Annotated in this window: 14 protein-coding genes and 1 other RNA gene; 6 read left to right on the top strand and 9 right to left on the bottom strand. The window is 59.9% G+C overall.

All coding sequences use genetic code 11. From position 1 onward, the window contains the following. The first annotated feature begins 11 nt into the window (after window positions 1-11). Window positions 12-3215 carry an efflux RND transporter permease subunit gene (locus tag LGQ10_RS15040; RefSeq protein ID WP_226525997.1) on the top strand — a complete coding sequence of 1068 codons (3204 nt, stop codon included), beginning with the start codon at window positions 12-14 and terminating at the stop codon, window positions 3213-3215. Between the two features lie 322 nt (window positions 3216-3537). On the opposite strand, the gene ssrA is transcribed toward LGQ10_RS15040, so the two are convergent. From ssrA to LGQ10_RS15005, 7 genes are all read right to left on the bottom strand, one after another. Further along, window positions 3538-3931, bottom strand: a transfer-messenger RNA (tmRNA) gene (ssrA, locus tag LGQ10_RS15035). An 88-nt stretch (window positions 3932-4019) separates the two neighbouring features. Then, entirely contained in the window at window positions 4020-4307 is a 288-nt protein-coding gene (locus LGQ10_RS15030) for a hypothetical protein (RefSeq protein WP_011059173.1), read from the bottom strand. A gap of 130 nt (window positions 4308-4437) precedes the next feature. Continuing rightward, window positions 4438-7248: an FAD-binding and (Fe-S)-binding domain-containing protein gene (locus LGQ10_RS15025; protein ID WP_226525996.1), complete on the bottom strand. Its 2811-nt coding sequence runs from the start codon at window positions 7246-7248 to the stop codon at window positions 4438-4440. Continuing rightward, window positions 7245-7916 (bottom strand): LutC/YkgG family protein, encoded by a 672-nt coding sequence (locus tag LGQ10_RS15020; protein ID WP_226525995.1) that lies wholly within the window; start codon window positions 7914-7916, stop codon window positions 7245-7247. The genes LGQ10_RS15025 and LGQ10_RS15020 overlap by 4 nt, the downstream gene beginning before the upstream one ends. Continuing rightward, a complete protein-coding gene (locus tag LGQ10_RS15015) occupies window positions 7916-9370 on the bottom strand; it encodes a LutB/LldF family L-lactate oxidation iron-sulfur protein (protein ID WP_226525994.1) in 1455 nt (484 codons plus the stop codon). The genes LGQ10_RS15020 and LGQ10_RS15015 overlap by 1 nt, the downstream gene beginning before the upstream one ends. Further along, a complete protein-coding gene (locus tag LGQ10_RS15010; RefSeq protein ID WP_226525993.1) occupies window positions 9367-10191 on the bottom strand; it encodes a (Fe-S)-binding protein in 825 nt (274 codons plus the stop codon). Before LGQ10_RS15010 ends, LGQ10_RS15015 begins: the two co-directional genes overlap by 4 nt. Window positions 10192-10327: 136 nt before the next feature. After that, window positions 10328-12022, bottom strand: coding sequence for a lactate permease LctP family transporter (locus tag LGQ10_RS15005; RefSeq protein ID WP_226525992.1), 1695 nt, complete (start codon window positions 12020-12022; stop codon window positions 10328-10330). A 263-nt stretch (window positions 12023-12285) separates the two neighbouring features. On the opposite strand from LGQ10_RS15005, the gene LGQ10_RS15000 reads away from it, so the two are divergent. Continuing rightward, window positions 12286-13053, top strand: a complete 768-nt coding sequence (locus LGQ10_RS15000) for a GntR family transcriptional regulator (protein ID WP_226525991.1) — start codon at window positions 12286-12288, stop codon at window positions 13051-13053. 82 nt (window positions 13054-13135) lie between these two features. Here LGQ10_RS15000 and smpB read toward each other — a convergent pair whose 3' ends face one another. Further along, window positions 13136-13618 (bottom strand): SsrA-binding protein SmpB, encoded by a 483-nt coding sequence (gene smpB, locus LGQ10_RS14995; RefSeq protein ID WP_022642145.1) that lies wholly within the window; start codon window positions 13616-13618, stop codon window positions 13136-13138. A 116-nt stretch (window positions 13619-13734) separates the two neighbouring features. Between smpB and LGQ10_RS14990 the strand changes: the two genes are divergently transcribed. From LGQ10_RS14990 to LGQ10_RS14980, 3 genes are read left to right on the top strand one after another with little or no spacing between them, the layout of a single operon-like run. Next, a complete protein-coding gene (locus LGQ10_RS14990; RefSeq protein WP_226525990.1) occupies window positions 13735-15138 on the top strand; it encodes a sodium-dependent transporter in 1404 nt (467 codons plus the stop codon). A 7-nt stretch (window positions 15139-15145) separates the two neighbouring features. Continuing rightward, entirely contained in the window at window positions 15146-15580 is a 435-nt protein-coding gene (locus tag LGQ10_RS14985; protein WP_058433614.1) for a type II toxin-antitoxin system RatA family toxin, read from the top strand. Next, complete coding sequence (locus LGQ10_RS14980) at window positions 15573-15887, top strand: RnfH family protein (protein ID WP_226525989.1); 315 nt, start codon at window positions 15573-15575, stop codon at window positions 15885-15887. The genes LGQ10_RS14985 and LGQ10_RS14980 overlap by 8 nt, the downstream gene beginning before the upstream one ends. A 58-nt stretch (window positions 15888-15945) precedes the next feature. Here LGQ10_RS14980 and LGQ10_RS14975 read toward each other — a convergent pair whose 3' ends face one another. Beyond that, window positions 15946-16473 carry an outer membrane protein assembly factor BamE gene (locus LGQ10_RS14975; RefSeq protein ID WP_226525988.1) on the bottom strand — a complete coding sequence of 176 codons (528 nt, stop codon included), beginning with the start codon at window positions 16471-16473 and terminating at the stop codon, window positions 15946-15948. Window positions 16474-16571: 98 nt separating this feature from the next. On the opposite strand from LGQ10_RS14975, the gene fur reads away from it, so the two are divergent. Further along, the gene (gene fur / locus LGQ10_RS14970; RefSeq protein WP_011059185.1) at window positions 16572-16976 is read left to right on the top strand and encodes a ferric iron uptake transcriptional regulator; all 405 of its coding nucleotides are present in this window, start codon (window positions 16572-16574) and stop codon (window positions 16974-16976) included. Window positions 16977-17068 lie beyond the last annotated feature (92 nt).

Below are 17068 nucleotides of genomic sequence, written 5' to 3'. Positions count from 1 at the left end.
GTAAGGCTCACATGAACATCTCGCGCTTTTTCATTGATCGGCCAATTTTCGCTGGAGTGCTTTCTGCGATTATCTTCATTGCAGGCTTGATTGCAGTTTTCAACTTGCCCCTGTCTGAGTATCCAGATGTCGCTCCACCGTCCGTAGTGGTTAAAGCTCAGTATCCTGGCGCGCACCCACAGACAATCGCAGAGACCGTAGCAACGCCTATTGAGGAACAAATCAATGGTGTGGAAGGGATGCTGTACATGAACTCCCAAGCCACACCGGACGGGCAACTAACCCTGACCGTAACCTTCAAGCTCGGTACCAATCCTGACCTTGCCCAACAGGTGGTGCAGAACCGTGTTAGTCAGGCATTGCCACGTCTGCCCGAGGCTGTGCAGCGGCTTGGGGTCACTACCCTGAAGAGCTCGCCTGACCTCACGATGGTGGTGCATTTGCGGTCGCCAAACGAACGTTATGACATGCAGTACCTTCGCAATTACTCCCTGATCAACATCAAGGACCAACTCGCACGTATTCCAGGCGTGGGCCAGGTTCAGGTTGGGGGGGCGGGCGATTATGCGATGCGTATTTGGCTTGATCCGCGCAAGCTGGCGGCTCGTAATCTGGCAGCAGGTGATGTGGTGCGGGCGTTACGTGAGCAGAATGTCAACGCAGCCGCAGGGGTGATCGGCGCATCTCCTTCAGCTCCTGGGGTCGACTATCAGATTTCGGTGAACGCTCGTGGCCGCCTAACAACAGAGGACGAGTTCCGGGACGTGATTGTTCGCACTTCAGTTGACGGTCGTGTCACGCGTCTTCGTGATATTGCCCGCGTAGAACTGGCGGCTGGCGAGGATGTTCTACGCACATTGGTGGATAACAAAGAGGCGAACGCCATCTTCATTTTTCAACTGCCTGGTTCCAATGCACTGCAGATTTCTGACAATGTGCGCAAGACCATGGCGGAACTGAAAAAGGACATGCCTGAAGGCGTGGACTATCAGGTTATCTACGACCCAACGCAGTTCGTGCGCTCTTCGATTGATGCGGTGGTTCATACGCTGATTGAGGCTATCGTCCTGGTCGTCCTGGTGGTCATCATCTTCCTCCAGACATGGCGTGCATCCATTATTCCACTGCTGGCTGTGCCTGTATCGGTGGTCGGCACATTCGCCATCATGTTGATGATGGGGTTTTCAATCAACGCTTTGAGCCTGTTCGGGCTTGTATTGGCAATCGGAGTGGTGGTCGACGATGCGATTGTAGTCGTTGAGAATGTCGAGCGTAATATTGGGCTAGGCCTGTCGGCCCGTGAGGCGACATATCAGGCCATGCGTGAAGTATCGGGGCCAATTGTCGCGATCGCGCTGACTCTCTGTGCGGTCTTCGTGCCATTGGCATTCGTCAGTGGGCTTAGCGGACAGTTCTTCAAGCAGTTCGCCTTGACTATTGCCATCTCGACAGTGATCTCTGCGTTCAACTCGTTGACCTTGTCCCCTGCTTTGGCTGCGATGTTGCTCAAGGGGCACGACGTACCAAAGGATGCGTTTCAAAAAGCATTCGACAAGGTTTTCGGCGGTTTCTTCAAGCACTTCAATCGACTGTTTGACCGAGCTTCTGATAACTATGGGACAGGTGTTTCACATGTCCTCAAGCGCAAGTCACTATCGTTGCTGGTTTATGGAACACTGGTCCTCGCTGCCGTATTTATCTTCAATAGAGTACCTGCAGGTTTTGTGCCGCCCCAAGACAAGCAGTATTTGCTGGGCTTTGTTCAACTGCCAGACGCCGCATCCTTGGATCGGACTGAGGCAGTGTTGCGTGAAATGACCGCCATTGCGTTGGCGGAGCCAGGCGTACATGCGGTTACTGGTTATGCAGGGTGGTCTATTAACGGTTTCGTTAGCAGTCCTAATTCCGGTGTTGCTTTTTTTTTGCTCAAAGACTTCGCCGAGCGTGAGGGGCCAGGCATGACGGGCAACGAAATTGCTGCTCGACTCAATGCTAAGTTCGAGAAGATCAAAGGCGCCTACACCGCTGTATTCCCTCCTCCACCGGTGTCAGGCATGGGGAGCGTGGGTGGCTTCAAGTTGCAACTTCAGGATCGTGCAGCACTCGGCACACCTGCATTGAATGATGCGTTGCAAACATTCATGGTGCAGGCCAAACGAGCACCTGAACTTAATGGGATGTTCTCCAGCTTTCAAATGAACGTACCGCAACTTTACGCCGATGTTGACCGGACACGTGCTCAACAGTTGGGTCTTTCAATCCCGTCGGTATTCGAAACACTACAAATCTACCTGGGCTCCATTTATGTCAATGACTTCAACAAGTTCGGACGTACTTTCCAGGTTAAAGTACAGGCTGACGCCGAGTTTCGGGGACACGCGGAAGATATCGGTTTGTTCAAGGCTCGTAATGACAAAGGTGACATGGTTCCGCTGGCATCGGTGCTGCAAATGACCCAGACCTATGGGCCCGATCAAGCGGCGCGCTACAACGGCTTTCCGTCGGCAGATATCAGCGGGGGACCGGCTTCAGGCTACAGCAGCGGTCAGGCACTAGAGGCAGTTGAACGCATTGCCGCCGAGACTCTACCTCGTGGCATAGGCTACGAATGGACCGAGTTGACCTACCAGAACAAGATAGCGGGCAACACGCTGTTTATCATCTTGCCGCTGTCGATGTTGTTGGTGTTCTTCGTGCTCGCCGCTCAGTACGAAAGTCTGACGCTGCCAATCGCTGTTCTGCTGATTGTTCCAATGGGCATCCTTTCTGCAATCACAGGCGTGTGGTTGACCGGCGGAGACAATAATCTGTTTACCCAGATCAGCTTTGTGGTGCTCGTGGGGCTGGCTTGCAAGAACGCGATATTGATCGTCGAGTTCGCACACGAACTGGAGCATCAAGGCCGCTCGATTCGTCAGGCTGCAATTGAGGCTGCGCGCCTTCGCCTGCGTCCGATTCTGATGACCTCCCTCGCCTTTGTCGCGGGTGTTGTACCGCTAATTACCTCTAGTGGTGCCGGTGCGGAAATGCGTCAAGCCATGGGGGTCGCAGTGTTCACCGGGATGATTGGTGTAACGTTCTTTGGCTTATTCTTGACCCCAGTGTTCTATGTGTTGTTGCGCCATCTGTCGGTACGTTTCTCACGTTCGGCCAAAGTGCCGCCAAGCAACACCGTCCACAATGCTAGTGCTCATCCACTGAACCAGGAGGTTTGAACCATGAAATATGGCACATTCCCAACTAGCCTCTTGAGTCCAGGCGTTCTGCTGATGCCTTTGAAAGTGCTTCACCTGGAGGCTGGAACATATCTGCGGTGCGCAGGCAGCTCAAGGTGGGTTGCATGAGTAGATGCAAAAGCTACTCCGGACACCGCTTTGGTATCCCGAAGGTTGCAGCAGGTGGAGTGGGGTATTGCCAGGGATATCAAAGCGTAAGAAAAGCCACAATTCTCCACCGGCCCGGACGGCTCTGAGCCCCCACATTCACTGAATTCCAGGCACAAAAAAAGACGTCCATGGACGTCTTTTTCTGTTTGTTTGGTGGAGCCGGGGGGATTTGAACCCCCGTCCGCCAGTACTCCGCTGTCGGTCCTACATGCTTAGCCGTGTCTATTGAGTTAACCCTCAGCGACCCGACGGGCAGGGTGCTTTGGGCGAGTTGTGTAAGTTTTAGCCGCTTCGTCCACAACGTACTGCACGGCGATTCTGTTCTATATGACAATCATTTTGGGTTTACAGACATCCCCTGATGATTGCTGGACCCGAAGGTACCAGGGGGGAAGTGCTAAGGCTGCTTACGCAGCGAGAGCGTAATCCCCGTAGGTTTCGTCATTGGCAACTATAGGAAGTTGCAACAGTGGATTTACGAGTTCTGTTACCAACTCGGCATGCACCTAAAGTTTTGCAACCGGCGTCGAATCCAAAACGGCCCCGAGCCTGTTGTGCATTACCAACAGGTGGGCGGAGTTTACGCTAACCGAGGCCAGAAGGCCAACCCGAAGGTTGGCCCAATGTATCGGCCTACTGATCGCCCTTGGTGTTGTTCTGCAATTGCTGGATGGCCTGGGTGGTCAGCGAGATGCAGTTCTTGGTGCCTTGCTCGGTGCCCTTGGCGTGTTCGGCGGTGGCTTGTTGCACCTTGGCATCGATGTCGCTGCTCAGGTCCGAGCTCATGGCTTCGGTACTGACCTTGGCATCCTTGATTTTTTGCAGGTTGATCTGGCACAGGTCCTCTTGCCCGGCAGCGAATACCGGTGAGGCCAACATGGCAGCGGTGATGAACAGTCCAGCCAGTGCAGAGCGCTTCATGATCGTCTCCTTGAATCACAGGGGGAGGCCTGCTTTTGCTGCGGGCCTGGAAGATGGACTGCGAGGGAGCGCCAGGGTTCGTTTTTTGCGCGGGGAAAAGCCCCGGCGCCCGTCTCAGGGCGCCCAGATATCAGCCAGCCTTGGCCCGGGTGACACGGTCCACCAGGTAGACCAGCCCGTGGTAGTCGATCCCGCCATGCTGGCTGAGGCCGATTTCACAGGTGCGGCTGGTGGAGATGCCTTCGCTGCAATACTGCACTGCGTCCTTGAGGCTGCGCAGGGAGTGAGCATTGAGTTCCGGGGTGGTGAAGCCCTTGTCGCCGGCGAAACCACAGCAGTGGATGCCTTCGGGGATCACCACGTTATTGCTGCAACGCCGGGCCAGTTCGATCAGCGCCTGGCTCTCGCCCAGGTGCTGGGTGCTGCAAGTGACGTGCACGGCGATCGGTGCTTCCTGCGGGGTGAACTCCAGGCGCTCCAGAAGGTGGGTGCGGATGAAACGTACCGGGTCGTAGAGGTCCAGGCGCACGTCGCCCAGGTCCTGTACCAGGCGCAAGGTGCAGGGGCTGGTGTCGCAGTAGATCGGGTCGAGGCCGCCACGGCTGGCGTGGAGCAGGGCGCCGATCAGTTCCTGGCGTTTGTCCTCGGCTTGGGTGGCATAACCCTTGGAGGCGAACGGCTGGCCACAGCAGAGGTTGTCCAGATTGTCCGGCAGCACCACCTGGTAGCCGGCTTTTTCCAGCAGGCCACGGGTTTTTTCGTACAGCGATGTTTGTTCCTTGTCCCCTGCGGCCGGTCCCATGACTCGTGATACACAGGCTGCCAGATACACCACCCGCGGACGCGAATCGCTCACTGCAGGGCTGAAGCGAATGGCCTTTTCCGGTTGCGGCATGGCGTTGTTCCACTGCGGCACCTGGCCCTTGGACAAGCGGGTCAGGGTTGCCGACAGCTTGCCCAGGCGCGGTGCCCCCAGGAGCATGCGCGCACCGTTGGCCACGTGCAGGGTGAAGCGAGCGCCCTGCAAGGTGGTGGCGAAGTGCGAGCCGAGCCAATCGGCGGTGCCGTTATGGGTGGCGTGTTCACTGCGCAGTTTCTTCACCAGCTCGCCGGTGTTGATGCCCACCGGGCAGCGTTGGGCGCACAGGCCGGTGGCGGCGCAGGTGTCGATGCCCTGGTACTGATAGGCCGTTTCCAGCTCAGAGGTGTCGATGCCGGCGCGTTTGCGCGCCTGGATATCACGCCAGATGACGATGCGCTGGCGCGGGCTCAGGGTCAGCCCCTTGGACGGGCACACCGGTTCGCAGAAACCGCACTCGATGCACTTGTCCACAATCTCGTCGGCCGCCGGCAGCGGCTTGAGATTTTTCAGATGGATCTGCGGGTCTTCGCTGAGCACCACGTCCGGGTTGAGGATGCCATTGGGGTCCAGCAGGCGCTTGAGCTGCCACATCAGTTGGTAGGCATCGCTGCCCCACTCCAGCTCGACGAAGGGCGCCATGTTGCGCCCTGTGCCGTGCTCGGCCTTAAGCGAGCCGCCGAACTCCACCGCCACCAGTTGCGCCACATCGTCCATGAACGCCTGGTAGCGGTTCACTTCGTCGCTGCTGTTGAAGCCTTGGGTGAAGACGAAATGCAGGTTGCCCTCCAGCGCATGGCCGAACAGGATCGCTTCGTCGTAATGGTGCTTGTCGAACAGCTCGATCAGGCGATTGACGCCGATGGCCAGCTGTTCCACAGGGAAGGTCACGTCTTCGATGATCACCGTGGTGCCGGTCTTGCGCACCGCGCCCACCGCCGGGAAAGTGTCCTTGCGGATCGCCCAGAGCTTGGCGTTTTCCCGTGGGTCTTCGCTGAAGTCCACCTGTTTTTCCACCGCGAAGGCAGCCAGGGACTCCATGATTTGCGCCAGTTGCTCGTGCAGCAGTGATGAGGACGCGGCGCGGGACTCGATCAGCAGCGCGCAGGCATTGGCCGAGAGCTGCTGGACGAAGGCCGGCATGCCGGGCTTGTCCTGCACCGAGCGCAGGCTGCGGCGGTCCAGCAGCTCCACCGCCGATACCGGCTGGCTCTTGAGTACGGTCACCGCGTTGCAGCAAGTGTCCACATCGGGAAAGACGATCAGCGCCGAGGCCTTGTTCGGGTGGTCGATCACCGTGTCGTAGGTCACTGCGCTGATAAAGCCCAGGGTGCCTTCGGAGCCCACCAACAGATGGCTGAGGATCTCCAGCGGTTCGTCGAAATCCACCAGGGCGTTGAGGGACAGGCCGGTGGTGTTCTTCAGGCGGTATTTGTGACGGATCTTTGCTGCCAGCTCGCTGTTGGCTCGGGTCGCGCGGCCCAGTTCGGCCAGGCGTTCCAGCAATGGGCCATGGCTGGCACGAAAGGCGGCGACGCTGGCGGCATCCTCGGTGTCCAGGCGGGTGCCATCGGCCAGTACCAGGCGGATGCCGGCCAGGGTGTGATAGGTGTTCTGGGCGGTGCCGCAGCACATGCCGCTGGCATTGTTGGCGACGATGCCGCCGATCTTGCAGGCGTTGATCGAGGCCGGGTCGGGGCCGATCTTGCGCCCGAAAGGTGCCAGCCAGGCGTTGGCCTGGGCGCCGATCACCCCAGGCTGCAGGCGGATCTGCGTTCCTTCGTGGCGAATCTCCCTACCATTCCAGTTATCCCCCAGAACGATCAGTACCGAATCACTGATGGCTTGCCCGGAAAGGCTGGTGCCCGCCGCGCGAAAGGTCACTGGTACTCGGTCGCGCTGGGCCAGCTGGAGCAGGGTGACGACTTCGTCTTCGGATTCGACGCGGATCACCAGTTGCGGGATCAGCCGGTAGAAGCTGGCATCGGTACCGAAGGCCAGGGTCGAGAGCGGATCGTCGAAGCGCCGCTCCTGGGGAATCAGTTGCTGGGCGTCACGCAGAAAAGCGGCCGGTAGGCTCATTGGTCCTCCAGGATCAGCACCACCAGGTCTTTCGGGCCGTGGGCGCCGTAAGCCAGGACTTGCTCGATATCAGCGGTTTTCGATGGGCCGGACACCAGCAATGCATTGGTCGGCATGCCGGCGGCCCAGTTCATCTGTTGCTGCACCTGATAGAAGTTGTCGTGGATCTCGCTGGCCTTGAGCAGGGCGAAATGCACCGGCGGCACCAGGCTCATCAGCCGCGGCTCTTCCCGGGTTGGCCAGAGGATCAGGCTGCCGGTGGCGGCGATGGCCCCCAGGGTACTGGTGAGGCTGGCCGGGGTGTCGTTGAACAGCTCGGCTTTCCACTCTTCCACCGGCCGGTCATAGGCCTTGAGTTCAGGCAGCTCGGGATGCTCGCTCCAGTGCTGCGTCACTTGCTGGCCATAGGCTGTGCCCGGGGCGATCAGCAGGCTGCGCAACTGGCGCTCCTGCAGCAGCCGAGCCAGCAGTTCTGGCCAACCGGCCGCGCTGCTCAGGTGAATTTCGGTGTGCACCGCTTCCATTTGTTTACGCAACTGCGGGATGCGTTGTTCGGCGGTATAGGTGTAAGGCTCGGTGACCAGCGCCTCGTCGAAGTTATCCACAATCGGTGTGGTGCCGGTCAGGCTGTTGCGCAGCTTGGCGAGGATGTTGTGCTTGGCGCTCATCAGCGGTCTCCCTGCTTGGCCAGGTGCTCACGGGCCAGGTCATGCAGCGACCGGGCGGCGGGTTTTGGCGCACTGTGGTTCTGCGTCCAGGGGCCGACGTTGCTCGGGGCCAGTGCCCGCAGCCGTGTGGCGGCGAGGGTGAACAGGCGATACAGGGTCGGCGAGCTGTTGAGGCGGGCCCAGGCGTTCCAGATGAAACGTTCCTTGCGCGAGTACTTGCTGCCCTGGCCGCGCATCACTTGATGAGGGCTGTCCGGCGCCTTGACGTTCTCTTCGCGCAGGCGCCGCAGCAGCGCCGGGATCGGGATCTTCACTGGGCAGACTTCACCACAAGCGCCGCATAGCGACGAAGCGCTGGGGTGGTCCGGGACCTTGGCCAGGCCCACCATGTGCGGGGTGATGATCTTGCCGATCGGCCCCGGGTAGACCTCGCCGTAGGCATGGCCGCCGATTCGGGTGTACACCGGGCAGTGGTTCATGCAGGCGCCGCAGCGGATGCAGTTCAGGGTCTGGCGCAGTTCGCTGTCGGCAAACGCCTGGCTGCGGCCGTTGTCCAGCAGCACCAGGTGTACTTCCTGGGGGCCGTCCAGCTCATGCTCTTTGCGCGGGCCGGAGATCATGTTGACGTAGGTGGTGATGGGCTGGCCCAGGGCCGAACGGGTCAGCAGCGACAGGAGTGGTACTACGTCGCGCAGGTTCTCGACGACTTTCTCGATCCCGGTGACGGCGATGTGCACCGGCGGCACGGTGGTGGACATGCGGCCGTTGCCTTCGTTTTCCACCAGCAGCAGGGTGCCGGTCTCGGCCACGGCGAAGTTGACGCCGGAAACGCCGATATCGGCTTCGAAGAATTTCTGCCGCAGGACCCTGCGACCGATCTGAATGAGTTGGTCAACGTCCTTGGTGTACTCCACGTCGAGTTTGTCGTGGAACAAGGACGCGACCTGACCGGCATTCTTGTGGATCGCCGGCATAATGATGTGTGAAGGCTTCTCGTGGTCGAGCTGGACGATGAACTCGCCCATGTCCGACTCAAGGCATTCAATGCCTTGTTCAGCGAGGACATGGTTCATTTCCATCTCTTCGCTGACCATCGATTTGCCCTTGATCACTTGCCGTGCCTCGTGAGCACGGATGATCGAAAGAACGATGCCATTGGCCTCGTCCACCGTTTCCGCCCAGTGCACTGTCACACCGTTGCGGGTCAGGTTCTGTTCCAGGCGCTCGAGCAGCTCGGGCAGCTTGGACAGCGCCCGGGCGCGAATCGCATTGCCCAGGGCGCGCAGGTGTTCTCTTTCGTGGGCATCGCTGAACGAGGCCGCACGCTTGGCCATGAGGGAATCCATGGCACTGCGAAAGTTGTTTCGCAGTTGTTGGTCACCCAGGGCCTGGTGGGCCCGGGTACGAAAATCGTCCGCCAGCGTCGTGGTCGGAATCAGCTCTGGAGTGCTCATCGGGCACCTCCAGTGCGTTGCCAGAGGAAGCTCGCCAGGTGCTGGCCGCGCAACGCCTCTTGCTGTTTTTCCAGGGCGCCGTTGATGTTCATCAGGCAGCCGCAGTCGGCACTCAGTACCTGATGGGCGCCGGAGTCTTTCAGCGCACGGGTCTTGTCCGCGACCATGGCGCCGGAGATGTCCGGCATTCGGACGCTGAAAGTCCCGCCAAAGCCACAGCATTCGCTTTCGTGGCTGTGTTCTACCCGTTCCACGTTGCTCAGCTGTGACAGCAACTCACGGCCATGCAGGTGGGTGTTCATTTCCCGGCGTGCCGAGCAGGAGGTGTGCAGCGCCACCTTGACCGGTGCGCCGCTGTCCTTGAGCTGCACCTTGCACACATGCAGGAGGAACTCGGCCAGCTCGTAGGTACGGGCGGCCAGGGCCTGCACCTGTTTCAGTGTTTCGGGCTCGTCCTTGAACAAGTCCGCATAGTGCTCGCGCAGCATGCCTGCGCAGGAGCCCGAGGGCACCACCACCGGATAGTCGCCGGCAAACAGCGCCAATTGCGAGCGGGCCACGATGCGTGCCTGCTCGGTGTAACCCGAAGTGTAGGCCGGTTGTCCGCAGCAGCTTTGCCCCTGTGGGTATTCCACGCGAATGCCTTCGCGCTCCAGCAGGTGAATCGCGTCCATCCCGGCTTCGGGATAGAACAGGTCGACCACGCAGGTGCCGAACAGGTAGACCCGCGCCGGCTTGGTGCTGGGGTACTGCCGGGGTTCGGCCAGCGGTGGCGCGACACGGGTCGCGTTGGGCACGGCGTTGTAGAAAAGCTCGCTCATCAGGCGTGTCTCCGGGTGGTCCCGGTTATTCGTCTGGCGCGGCGACTGAAAGATAAACCAGCAAGCTTTCAGCAGCCTTGCAGACCGGGTCGTGAATGGCTGGTGCCGCAAGTCCTTGCGGCACCATGGGTGTTGCCTAGTGCACCAGCATGCCGGTGAACCAGTAGGCCTGGGCCAGGGTGATCAGACCGACGATAGTGGCAAAGAACAGACTGTGCTTGAGGGTAAAGCGGAACAGGTCGGATTCCTTGCCCACCAGGCCGGTGGCGGCGCAGGCCACGGCGATCGATTGTGGCGAAATCATCTTGCCGGTCACGCCACCGCTGGTGTTGGCCGCGACCAGCAAGGTGTCATTGACCCCGATCTGGTGCGCGGTGGTGGCCTGCAGCGAGCTGAACAGGGCGTTGGACGAGGTATCGGAACCGGTGAGGAACACTCCGAGCCAGCCCAGGAACGGCGAGAAGAACGGGAACGCTGCACCGGTGGCCGCCAGTACCAGAGCCATGGTCGAGGACATGCCCGAGTAGTTGGTGACGAAGGCGAATGCCAGCACCATGCCGATGGACAGGATCGGCCAGCGCAGCTCGTAGAAGGTTTCCTTTAAAGTGGTCAGACCAGTTTTCAGATTGATCTTCAGTACCAGCATGGACAGCAGCGCCGAGAAGAAGATCGCCGTGCCGGTGGCCGAGATCGGGTCGAACTTGAAGACCGCCGGGATGGCGGTCGGCGCGGTGACGATCGGGGCCACCTTGACCACCATCTGGTCCAGGTGCGGGATGGCGAAGTTGAACACCCAGGCGTACATCGAACCGCCGGCTGCGAACATCGCCTTGAACGGCTTGAGGGTCCAGATGGTGACCAGCACGGTGAGGATCAGGAACGGCGACCAGGCCTTGAAGATCTGGCCCAGGCTGTAGGGGGAGGCCTGGCTGGTACGCGGCTGGCCAAAGCCGCCGGCACTGGCGGTGATGGCGATGTCGGCGCTGACGCCGGGGATTCTTGCGTCGGCGCTGCGCTTGGGTTGCCAAATCTTCAGGAACAGGGTCAGGGAGACCAGGCTGGCCAGGGCCGAAGTGATGTCCGGCAGCTCGGGACCGATGAAGTTCGAGGTGAAGTACTGGGTGACGGCAAAGCTCAAGCCGGCCACCAGCGCTGCTGGCCAGGTTTCCTTGACCCCGCGCAGGCCGTCCATCATGAAAACCAGCCAGAAGGGGACGAACAGCGATAGCAATGGCAGTTGGCGACCGGTCATGGCGCCGATCTTGAAGGCGTCGATGCCGGTCACCTGGCCGGCGACGATGATCGGGATGCCCAGGGCGCCAAAGGCCACGGGCGCGGTGTTGGCGATCAGGCACAGGCCGGCGGCATACAGCGGGTTGAAGCCCAGGCCCACCAGCAGGGCGGCAGTGATCGCCACCGGGGCGCCGAAACCTGCCGCCCCTTCGAGGAAGGCGCCGAAGCAGAAGCCGATCAGCAGTACCTGCAGGCGCTGGTCGTCGGTGATCGACAGCACCGAGCTGCGGATGATTTCAAACTGGCCGCTCTTCACGGTCAGCTTGTAGAGGAAAACGGCGGCGACAATGATCCAGGCGATGGGCCACAGACCGTAGGCAAATCCATAGCCAGCGGCAGCGAGGGCCATGTCGGCGGGCATCTGGAAGGCGAAGATCGCCACCAGGATCGACAAGGCCAGGGTGATACTTCCGGCGACGTGTCCCTTGAGGCGGAATACGGCCAGGGCCAGGAAGAAGAACACGATCGGGATGACGGCGGCGAGGGCGGACAGGCCGAGGCTGCCAAGCGGGCTATAGAGCTGTTGCCAGGTTTGCATAGTGGGGTGGCCCCTAATTGTTGTTGGTCAGGCACTGTTAGCGTTCTTGGTTAATTGGTAAGACCAATTTACAATCGCTGTCGGCTAGGGTAAAAGCGTTGGGCTCGGTGTGTCAATTTGCCGCCCTAAAACTTTTGTCGCAGGTGAGTGCAGCGAGGCATCTGATCGCTGGAAATGACCGCCTTCTGCCAGGTGTTGGCGCGACGCGAATAGGCCAGAATAGAGCCCCTCCGACGATGGGTTGGGAGGGTGGGGAGTGAGTGATGAGCTTTGACCAGATACGCCAGCGCCGTTTGTCCGACGATATTGTCGAGCGCCTGGAAGCGATGATTCTCGAAGGCACCTTGACGGCAGGAGAGCGGTTGCCAGCCGAGCGCGCGCTGGCCGAGCAGTTCGGGGTTTCGCGGCCTTCGCTGCGCGAGGCGATCCAGAAACTGACCGCCAAGGGGTTGCTGATCAGTCGTCAGGGCGGTGGCAATTATGTGGTGCAAGGCGTGGGCTCGACGTTCAGCGATCCACTGCTGCACCTCCTGGAAAACAATCCCGAGGCTCAGCGCGACCTGCTGGAGTTCCGTCATACCCTCGAGGCTTCCTGTGCCTATTACGCGGCGCAGCGGGCAACTTCTGTGGACCGCGAGCGCCTGACCCAGGCTTTCGAGGCGTTGCAGGATTGTTATGCCCGTGCCGACGACAACAGCCGTAGTGAGGAAGGGGCGGCGGATGCCCGCTTTCACCTGGCCATTGCCGAGGCCAGCCACAACGCGGTGTTGCTACATACCATCCGCGGGCTGTTCGACTTGCTCAAGCGCAACGTGGTGACCAACATCGGTGGCATGTACAAGCAGCGTACGGAAACCCGCGACATGCTGATCAGCCAGCATCGGGACCTGTACCTGGCGATTATCGAGGGGCGTGCGCAAGACGCGCGGGAAGTTTCGAGCCGGCACATCCTGTATGTGCAGGAAGTTCTCGAGGAAGTGCGTCAGGAAGTGCAGCGAGTGGCTCGCGCCGAACGGCGCAAGGGTATTTGATGCATCATCGCCGGCCACCTGGCTCCTGCATCGGCAGTGCAGAAACCGGGTGGCCGGCGATGATGACCTCGGGGCAGGACGGTCAGTCTTCCTTGCCCTTGGTCCGCACGGCGCGCTGCAATTCCCGGTCGGAATCGCGCTCGCGCTCGGTGTGCCGCTTGTCATACTCCTTCTTGCCCTTGCCCAGTGCGATCTCGCACTTGACCAGATGCTTGCTCCAGTAGAGCGAAAGGCAGACGCAGGCATAACCCTTCTGTTGCACGGCGGCAAACAGCTTCTCCAGCTCGCGCTGGTTGAGCAGCAGCTTGCGCGTGCGCGTCGGGTCGGCGATGACGTGGGTGCTGGCGGTGGTGAGCGGGGTGAAATGGCTGCCGAACAGCCAGGCCTCGCCATCCTTGAGCAGCACGTAACTGTCCACCAGTTGTGCCTTGCCCGCCCGCAGGCTCTTTACTTCCCAGCCGGCCAGGACCAGTCCAGCCTCGAACCTGTGTTCGATGAAGTAATCGTGTCGCGCCTTTTTGTTTTGCGCGATGGTCCCTGTTGGGTGTTTCTTCTGTTTAGCCATAGGGGCGGCATTATAGGGAGTTGCGCGCGCGCCCGCTACGGTGACGCAGCGTGCTTGAGCAGGTTGATTGAATCCCGGACAATGCGCGCTCTTTTTTTCGGTTGGGCGCGTTAACGATGTCGACAGACAGGGTCTCTGTCCACGGCGGCTGGGCAAGCCGCTGGGTCTTTATACTCGCTGCAACTGGTTCGGCCGTGGGCCTGGGGAGCATCTGGAAGTTCCCCTACATGGTCGGCGTTTATGGTGGCGGTGCTTTTGTCCTGGTGTTCCTGGCGTGTATCGCACTGATCGGCCTGCCGGTGATGTTGGCCGAAACCCTGATCGGGCGTCGTGCCCGGCAGAGTCCGGCCAATGCCCTGAAGGTCCTGGCCCTGGAGTCCGGGCATTCGGCCAGATGGTCCTGGGGCGCCTTTGCCGGAATGATCACCGCACTGCTGATTCTTTCCTTCTACAGCGTGGTGGGTGGTTGGTCGCTGGACTACATCATCGACATGGGGCGTGGCGATTTCCAGGGCGTGACGGCGGATCAGGTGGGGGCCTATTTCTCTGCGGTCACGGCTGATCCCTGGCGCCTGACGCTGTGGCATACGTTGTTCATGCTGCTGTCGGCGCTGGTGATCGCCAAGGGCGTGGTCGCCGGGCTTGAGCGCAGCTTGCGGATCATGATGCCGCTGCTGTTCGTGATGCTGCTGGTGTTGCTGGGCTACAGCATGACCACCGGGCACTTCATGCAGGGCCTGCACTTCATGTTCGATTTCAGCCTGGAGCGCCTGTTGGATGGCTTGCTGCCGGCCATGGGGCATGCGTTCTTTTCCCTCAGCGTGGGAGTCGGCTCGATCATGATCTATGGCGCCTACATGCCCAAGCACTCGTCCCTGGCCGGGACGGTGGTGGGCGTGGCGCTGCTGGATACCTTCGTCTCGCTGGTGGCGGGGATGGCGTTGTTCCCCATAGTGTTTGCCGCCGGGCTGAACCCCAGCGAAGGGCCGGGGCTGATGTTCATCAGCCTGCCGTTCGCCTTTGGTAATGTGGCGTTCGGCCAGCTCATGGGCGTAGTGTTTTTTGTCCTGGTGGCCATCGCTGCCTGGAGCTCGGCCATTTCCCTGTTGGAGCCGATGGTGGCTTATCTGGTCGAGAGGACTAAAATCCGCCGCGGCTGGGTGACATTCTGGCTGGCGTTCAGTTGCTGGTTCGTGGGGTTGGGGACGGTGTTCTCCTTCAATATCTGGCAGCAGGCCAAGTTTTTCGTGAACGAAGGTGGCGTTTTTCACCTCTACCAATGGGGGGCGGCCGGCGGTCTGGATTTCTTTGGTGTTGTCGACTTTTTCACTTCGAGGATCATGTTGCCTCTGGGCGGTTTGTGCTTCGTGGTGTTTGCAGGTTGGGTGATGGGCCGTGAGGCGGTGCGTGATGAGTTGTCGCTGCGTAGCCCCTTGTTGTTCGCCCTGGCCTTGTTTTTGATGCGCTATGTGGCGCCCGTCGGCATTCTTGTGGTGTTTGCCGCCCAGTTGTGGAAATGAAGCTCACATGACGACCCATATTCAACGTTCGGCCCTTTTGCCTTATCCGGCGCAGTTTCTTTATGACCTGGTCAATGACGTGGCCCGATACCCGGAGTTTCTGCCCTGGTGCTCGTCGGCCGAGGTATTGGAAAGCAGCGAAGAGCGGATGCGCGCCAGCCTGGCGGTGGCCAAGGGCGGCATGAGCCAGCGCTTCGTGACCTGCAACAACCTGGTGCCGGGGCAGTCGATCGAAATGAATCTGGAAGAAGGGCCCTTCAACCAGCTGCACGGTTTGTGGGTGTTCAAGCCGTTGGGAGACAAGGCCTGCAAGATCAGCCTTGATCTGTCCTTCGATTATGCGGGGCCCTTGGTTCGAGCGACCTTGGGGCCGTTGTTCAACCAGGCAGCGAATACCCTGGTGGATGCTTTCTGCCAGCGCGCCAAGCAGCTGCATGGCTGAGCCATTGATGCGGATCGAAGTGGTGTATGCCGCCATCGATCGCCAGTTGCTGCTCGAAGTGCAGGTGGCCCACGGCACGACACTGCGCGCGGCGTTGCTGGCCTCGGGCCTGGGCGAGCATTTTTGCGAGCTGGACCTGGCGACTTGCCCGGTGGGGATCTTCGGGAGGCAGGCCAGCGCCCCAGGGCGGCATGTGCTCCAGGAGGGCGACCGGATCGAGGTCTACCGTCCGTTGTTGGCTGATCCCAAGGAAGTGCGGCGTCTGCGGGCGGCCAAGGCTGCCCAGGCGCGCAAGGCTGAAGGGTAGGGGTCATGGCAGGCAATAAAAAGCCCGGGCTGGCCCGGGCTTTTTACTGGCCGCAGGTTTATTGCGGCGATGTATCCAGTGGTTCTGGCGTAGGTACGGGAACGGTCTCGACACCGTCCACGTCCTTCTGGATCTGATCCAGCAGGGAGCCTGGCTTGACCGGCTTCTCGGCTTTTGGTTTCTCGGCGTTCTCTGCAGGGGTGGTAACGGTATTGCCGTTCTCTTTCCCCAGCAGGGCTTCGTCGCGGCTCACGCCTGGCATGAAGTCGCCAGCGAGGCTGACCAGTTGATCATTGGTGTTGAAGATCAGGCTGACGCGTTCCTGTTGGCGTTCACCGCCACCGGGTTGCAGGCTATAGAGATAATCCCAGCGATCGGCATGGAACGTGTCGGTCAGCAGAGGGTTGCCCATGATAAACCGTACTTGCCGTCGGGTCATTCCGGGGCGCAACTGGTCTATCATGTCCTGCGTCACGACATTGCCCTGCTGGATGTCGATTTTGTAAACCCCGGGGAATGAACAACCGGCGAGTGCGAGCAGTCCCACGAAGGTGAAACTGGTTAGCAAGAGCTTGGTGTTTTGCATCGGTGGGCGACTTCCACTATCTTGGCTGGGACAACGTAAACCCCGATCATACCCGCATTAAGAGAAGCTGCGAAGCAGCATCGGCGAGAAAGCTGACCATGGTTGAAAATAGCGAACTACGTAAAGCCGGCCTTAAAGTGACTCTGCCACGAGTCAAAATTCTACAAATGCTCGATTCCACCGAGCAGCGGCACATGAGCGCTGAAGATGTCTACAAGGCGCTGATGGAGGCTGGTGAGGATGTGGGTTTGGCCACGGTTTACCGTGTACTGACTCAATTCGAAGCCGCCGGACTGGTGGTGCGCCATAACTTCGATGGCGGTCACGCTGTATTCGAGTTGGCTGACGGCGGCCACCACGACCATATGGTCAACGTGGAGTCTGGTGAAGTGATCGAGTTCTTCGACGAAGAAATCGAAAAACTTCAGAAGGCGATTGTCGAAAAGCACGGTTTCGAATTGGTGGATCACAATCTTGTGCTGTATGTGCGCAAGAAAAAGTAAGCTCTTTACGCGACTTTTATAGTCGTGAAACGATCGAAGGCGACCTCAGGGTCGCCTTCGTGTTTTCTGCATCAAGCGTCTTATATAAAGAA

It is taken from the genome of Pseudomonas sp. L5B5 (assembly GCF_020520285.1).
GTDB lineage: Bacteria > Pseudomonadota > Gammaproteobacteria > Pseudomonadales > Pseudomonadaceae > Aquipseudomonas.
Note: the sequence above shows the minus strand (reverse complement) of the source record. Positions and strands in the feature narration are given on the sequence as shown.

Bases quoted from the DNA above. Each gene is read 5' to 3' on its own strand.
- LGQ10_RS14975 (WP_226525988.1), bottom strand. From the start codon at position 16,473: ATGCAAAACACCAAGCTCTTGCTAACCAGTTTCACCTTCGTGGGACTG.
- LGQ10_RS15030 (WP_011059173.1), bottom strand. From the start codon at position 4,307: ATGAAGCGCTCTGCACTGGCTGGACTGTTCATCACCGCTGCCATGTTG.
- LGQ10_RS15020 (WP_226525995.1), bottom strand. From the start codon at position 7,916: ATGAGCGCCAAGCACAACATCCTCGCCAAGCTGCGCAACAGCCTGACC.
- LGQ10_RS15010 (WP_226525993.1), bottom strand. From the start codon at position 10,191: ATGAGCGAGCTTTTCTACAACGCCGTGCCCAACGCGACCCGTGTCGCG.
- LGQ10_RS15015 (WP_226525994.1), bottom strand. From the start codon at position 9,370: ATGAGCACTCCAGAGCTGATTCCGACCACGACGCTGGCGGACGATTTT.
- LGQ10_RS15025 (WP_226525996.1), bottom strand. From the start codon at position 7,248: ATGAGCCTACCGGCCGCTTTTCTGCGTGACGCCCAGCAACTGATTCCC.
- LGQ10_RS15005 (WP_226525992.1), bottom strand. From the start codon at position 12,022: ATGCAAACCTGGCAACAGCTCTATAGCCCGCTTGGCAGCCTCGGCCTG.
- LGQ10_RS14985 (WP_058433614.1), top strand. From the start codon at position 15,146: ATGACGACCCATATTCAACGTTCGGCCCTTTTGCCTTATCCGGCGCAG.
- smpB (WP_022642145.1), bottom strand. From the start codon at position 13,618: ATGGCTAAACAGAAGAAACACCCAACAGGGACCATCGCGCAAAACAAA.
- LGQ10_RS15040 (WP_226525997.1), top strand. From the start codon at position 12: ATGAACATCTCGCGCTTTTTCATTGATCGGCCAATTTTCGCTGGAGTG.
- fur (WP_011059185.1), top strand. From the start codon at position 16,572: ATGGTTGAAAATAGCGAACTACGTAAAGCCGGCCTTAAAGTGACTCTG.
- LGQ10_RS14980 (WP_226525989.1), top strand. From the start codon at position 15,573: ATGGCTGAGCCATTGATGCGGATCGAAGTGGTGTATGCCGCCATCGAT.
- LGQ10_RS14990 (WP_226525990.1), top strand. From the start codon at position 13,735: ATGTCGACAGACAGGGTCTCTGTCCACGGCGGCTGGGCAAGCCGCTGG.
- LGQ10_RS15000 (WP_226525991.1), top strand. From the start codon at position 12,286: ATGAGCTTTGACCAGATACGCCAGCGCCGTTTGTCCGACGATATTGTC.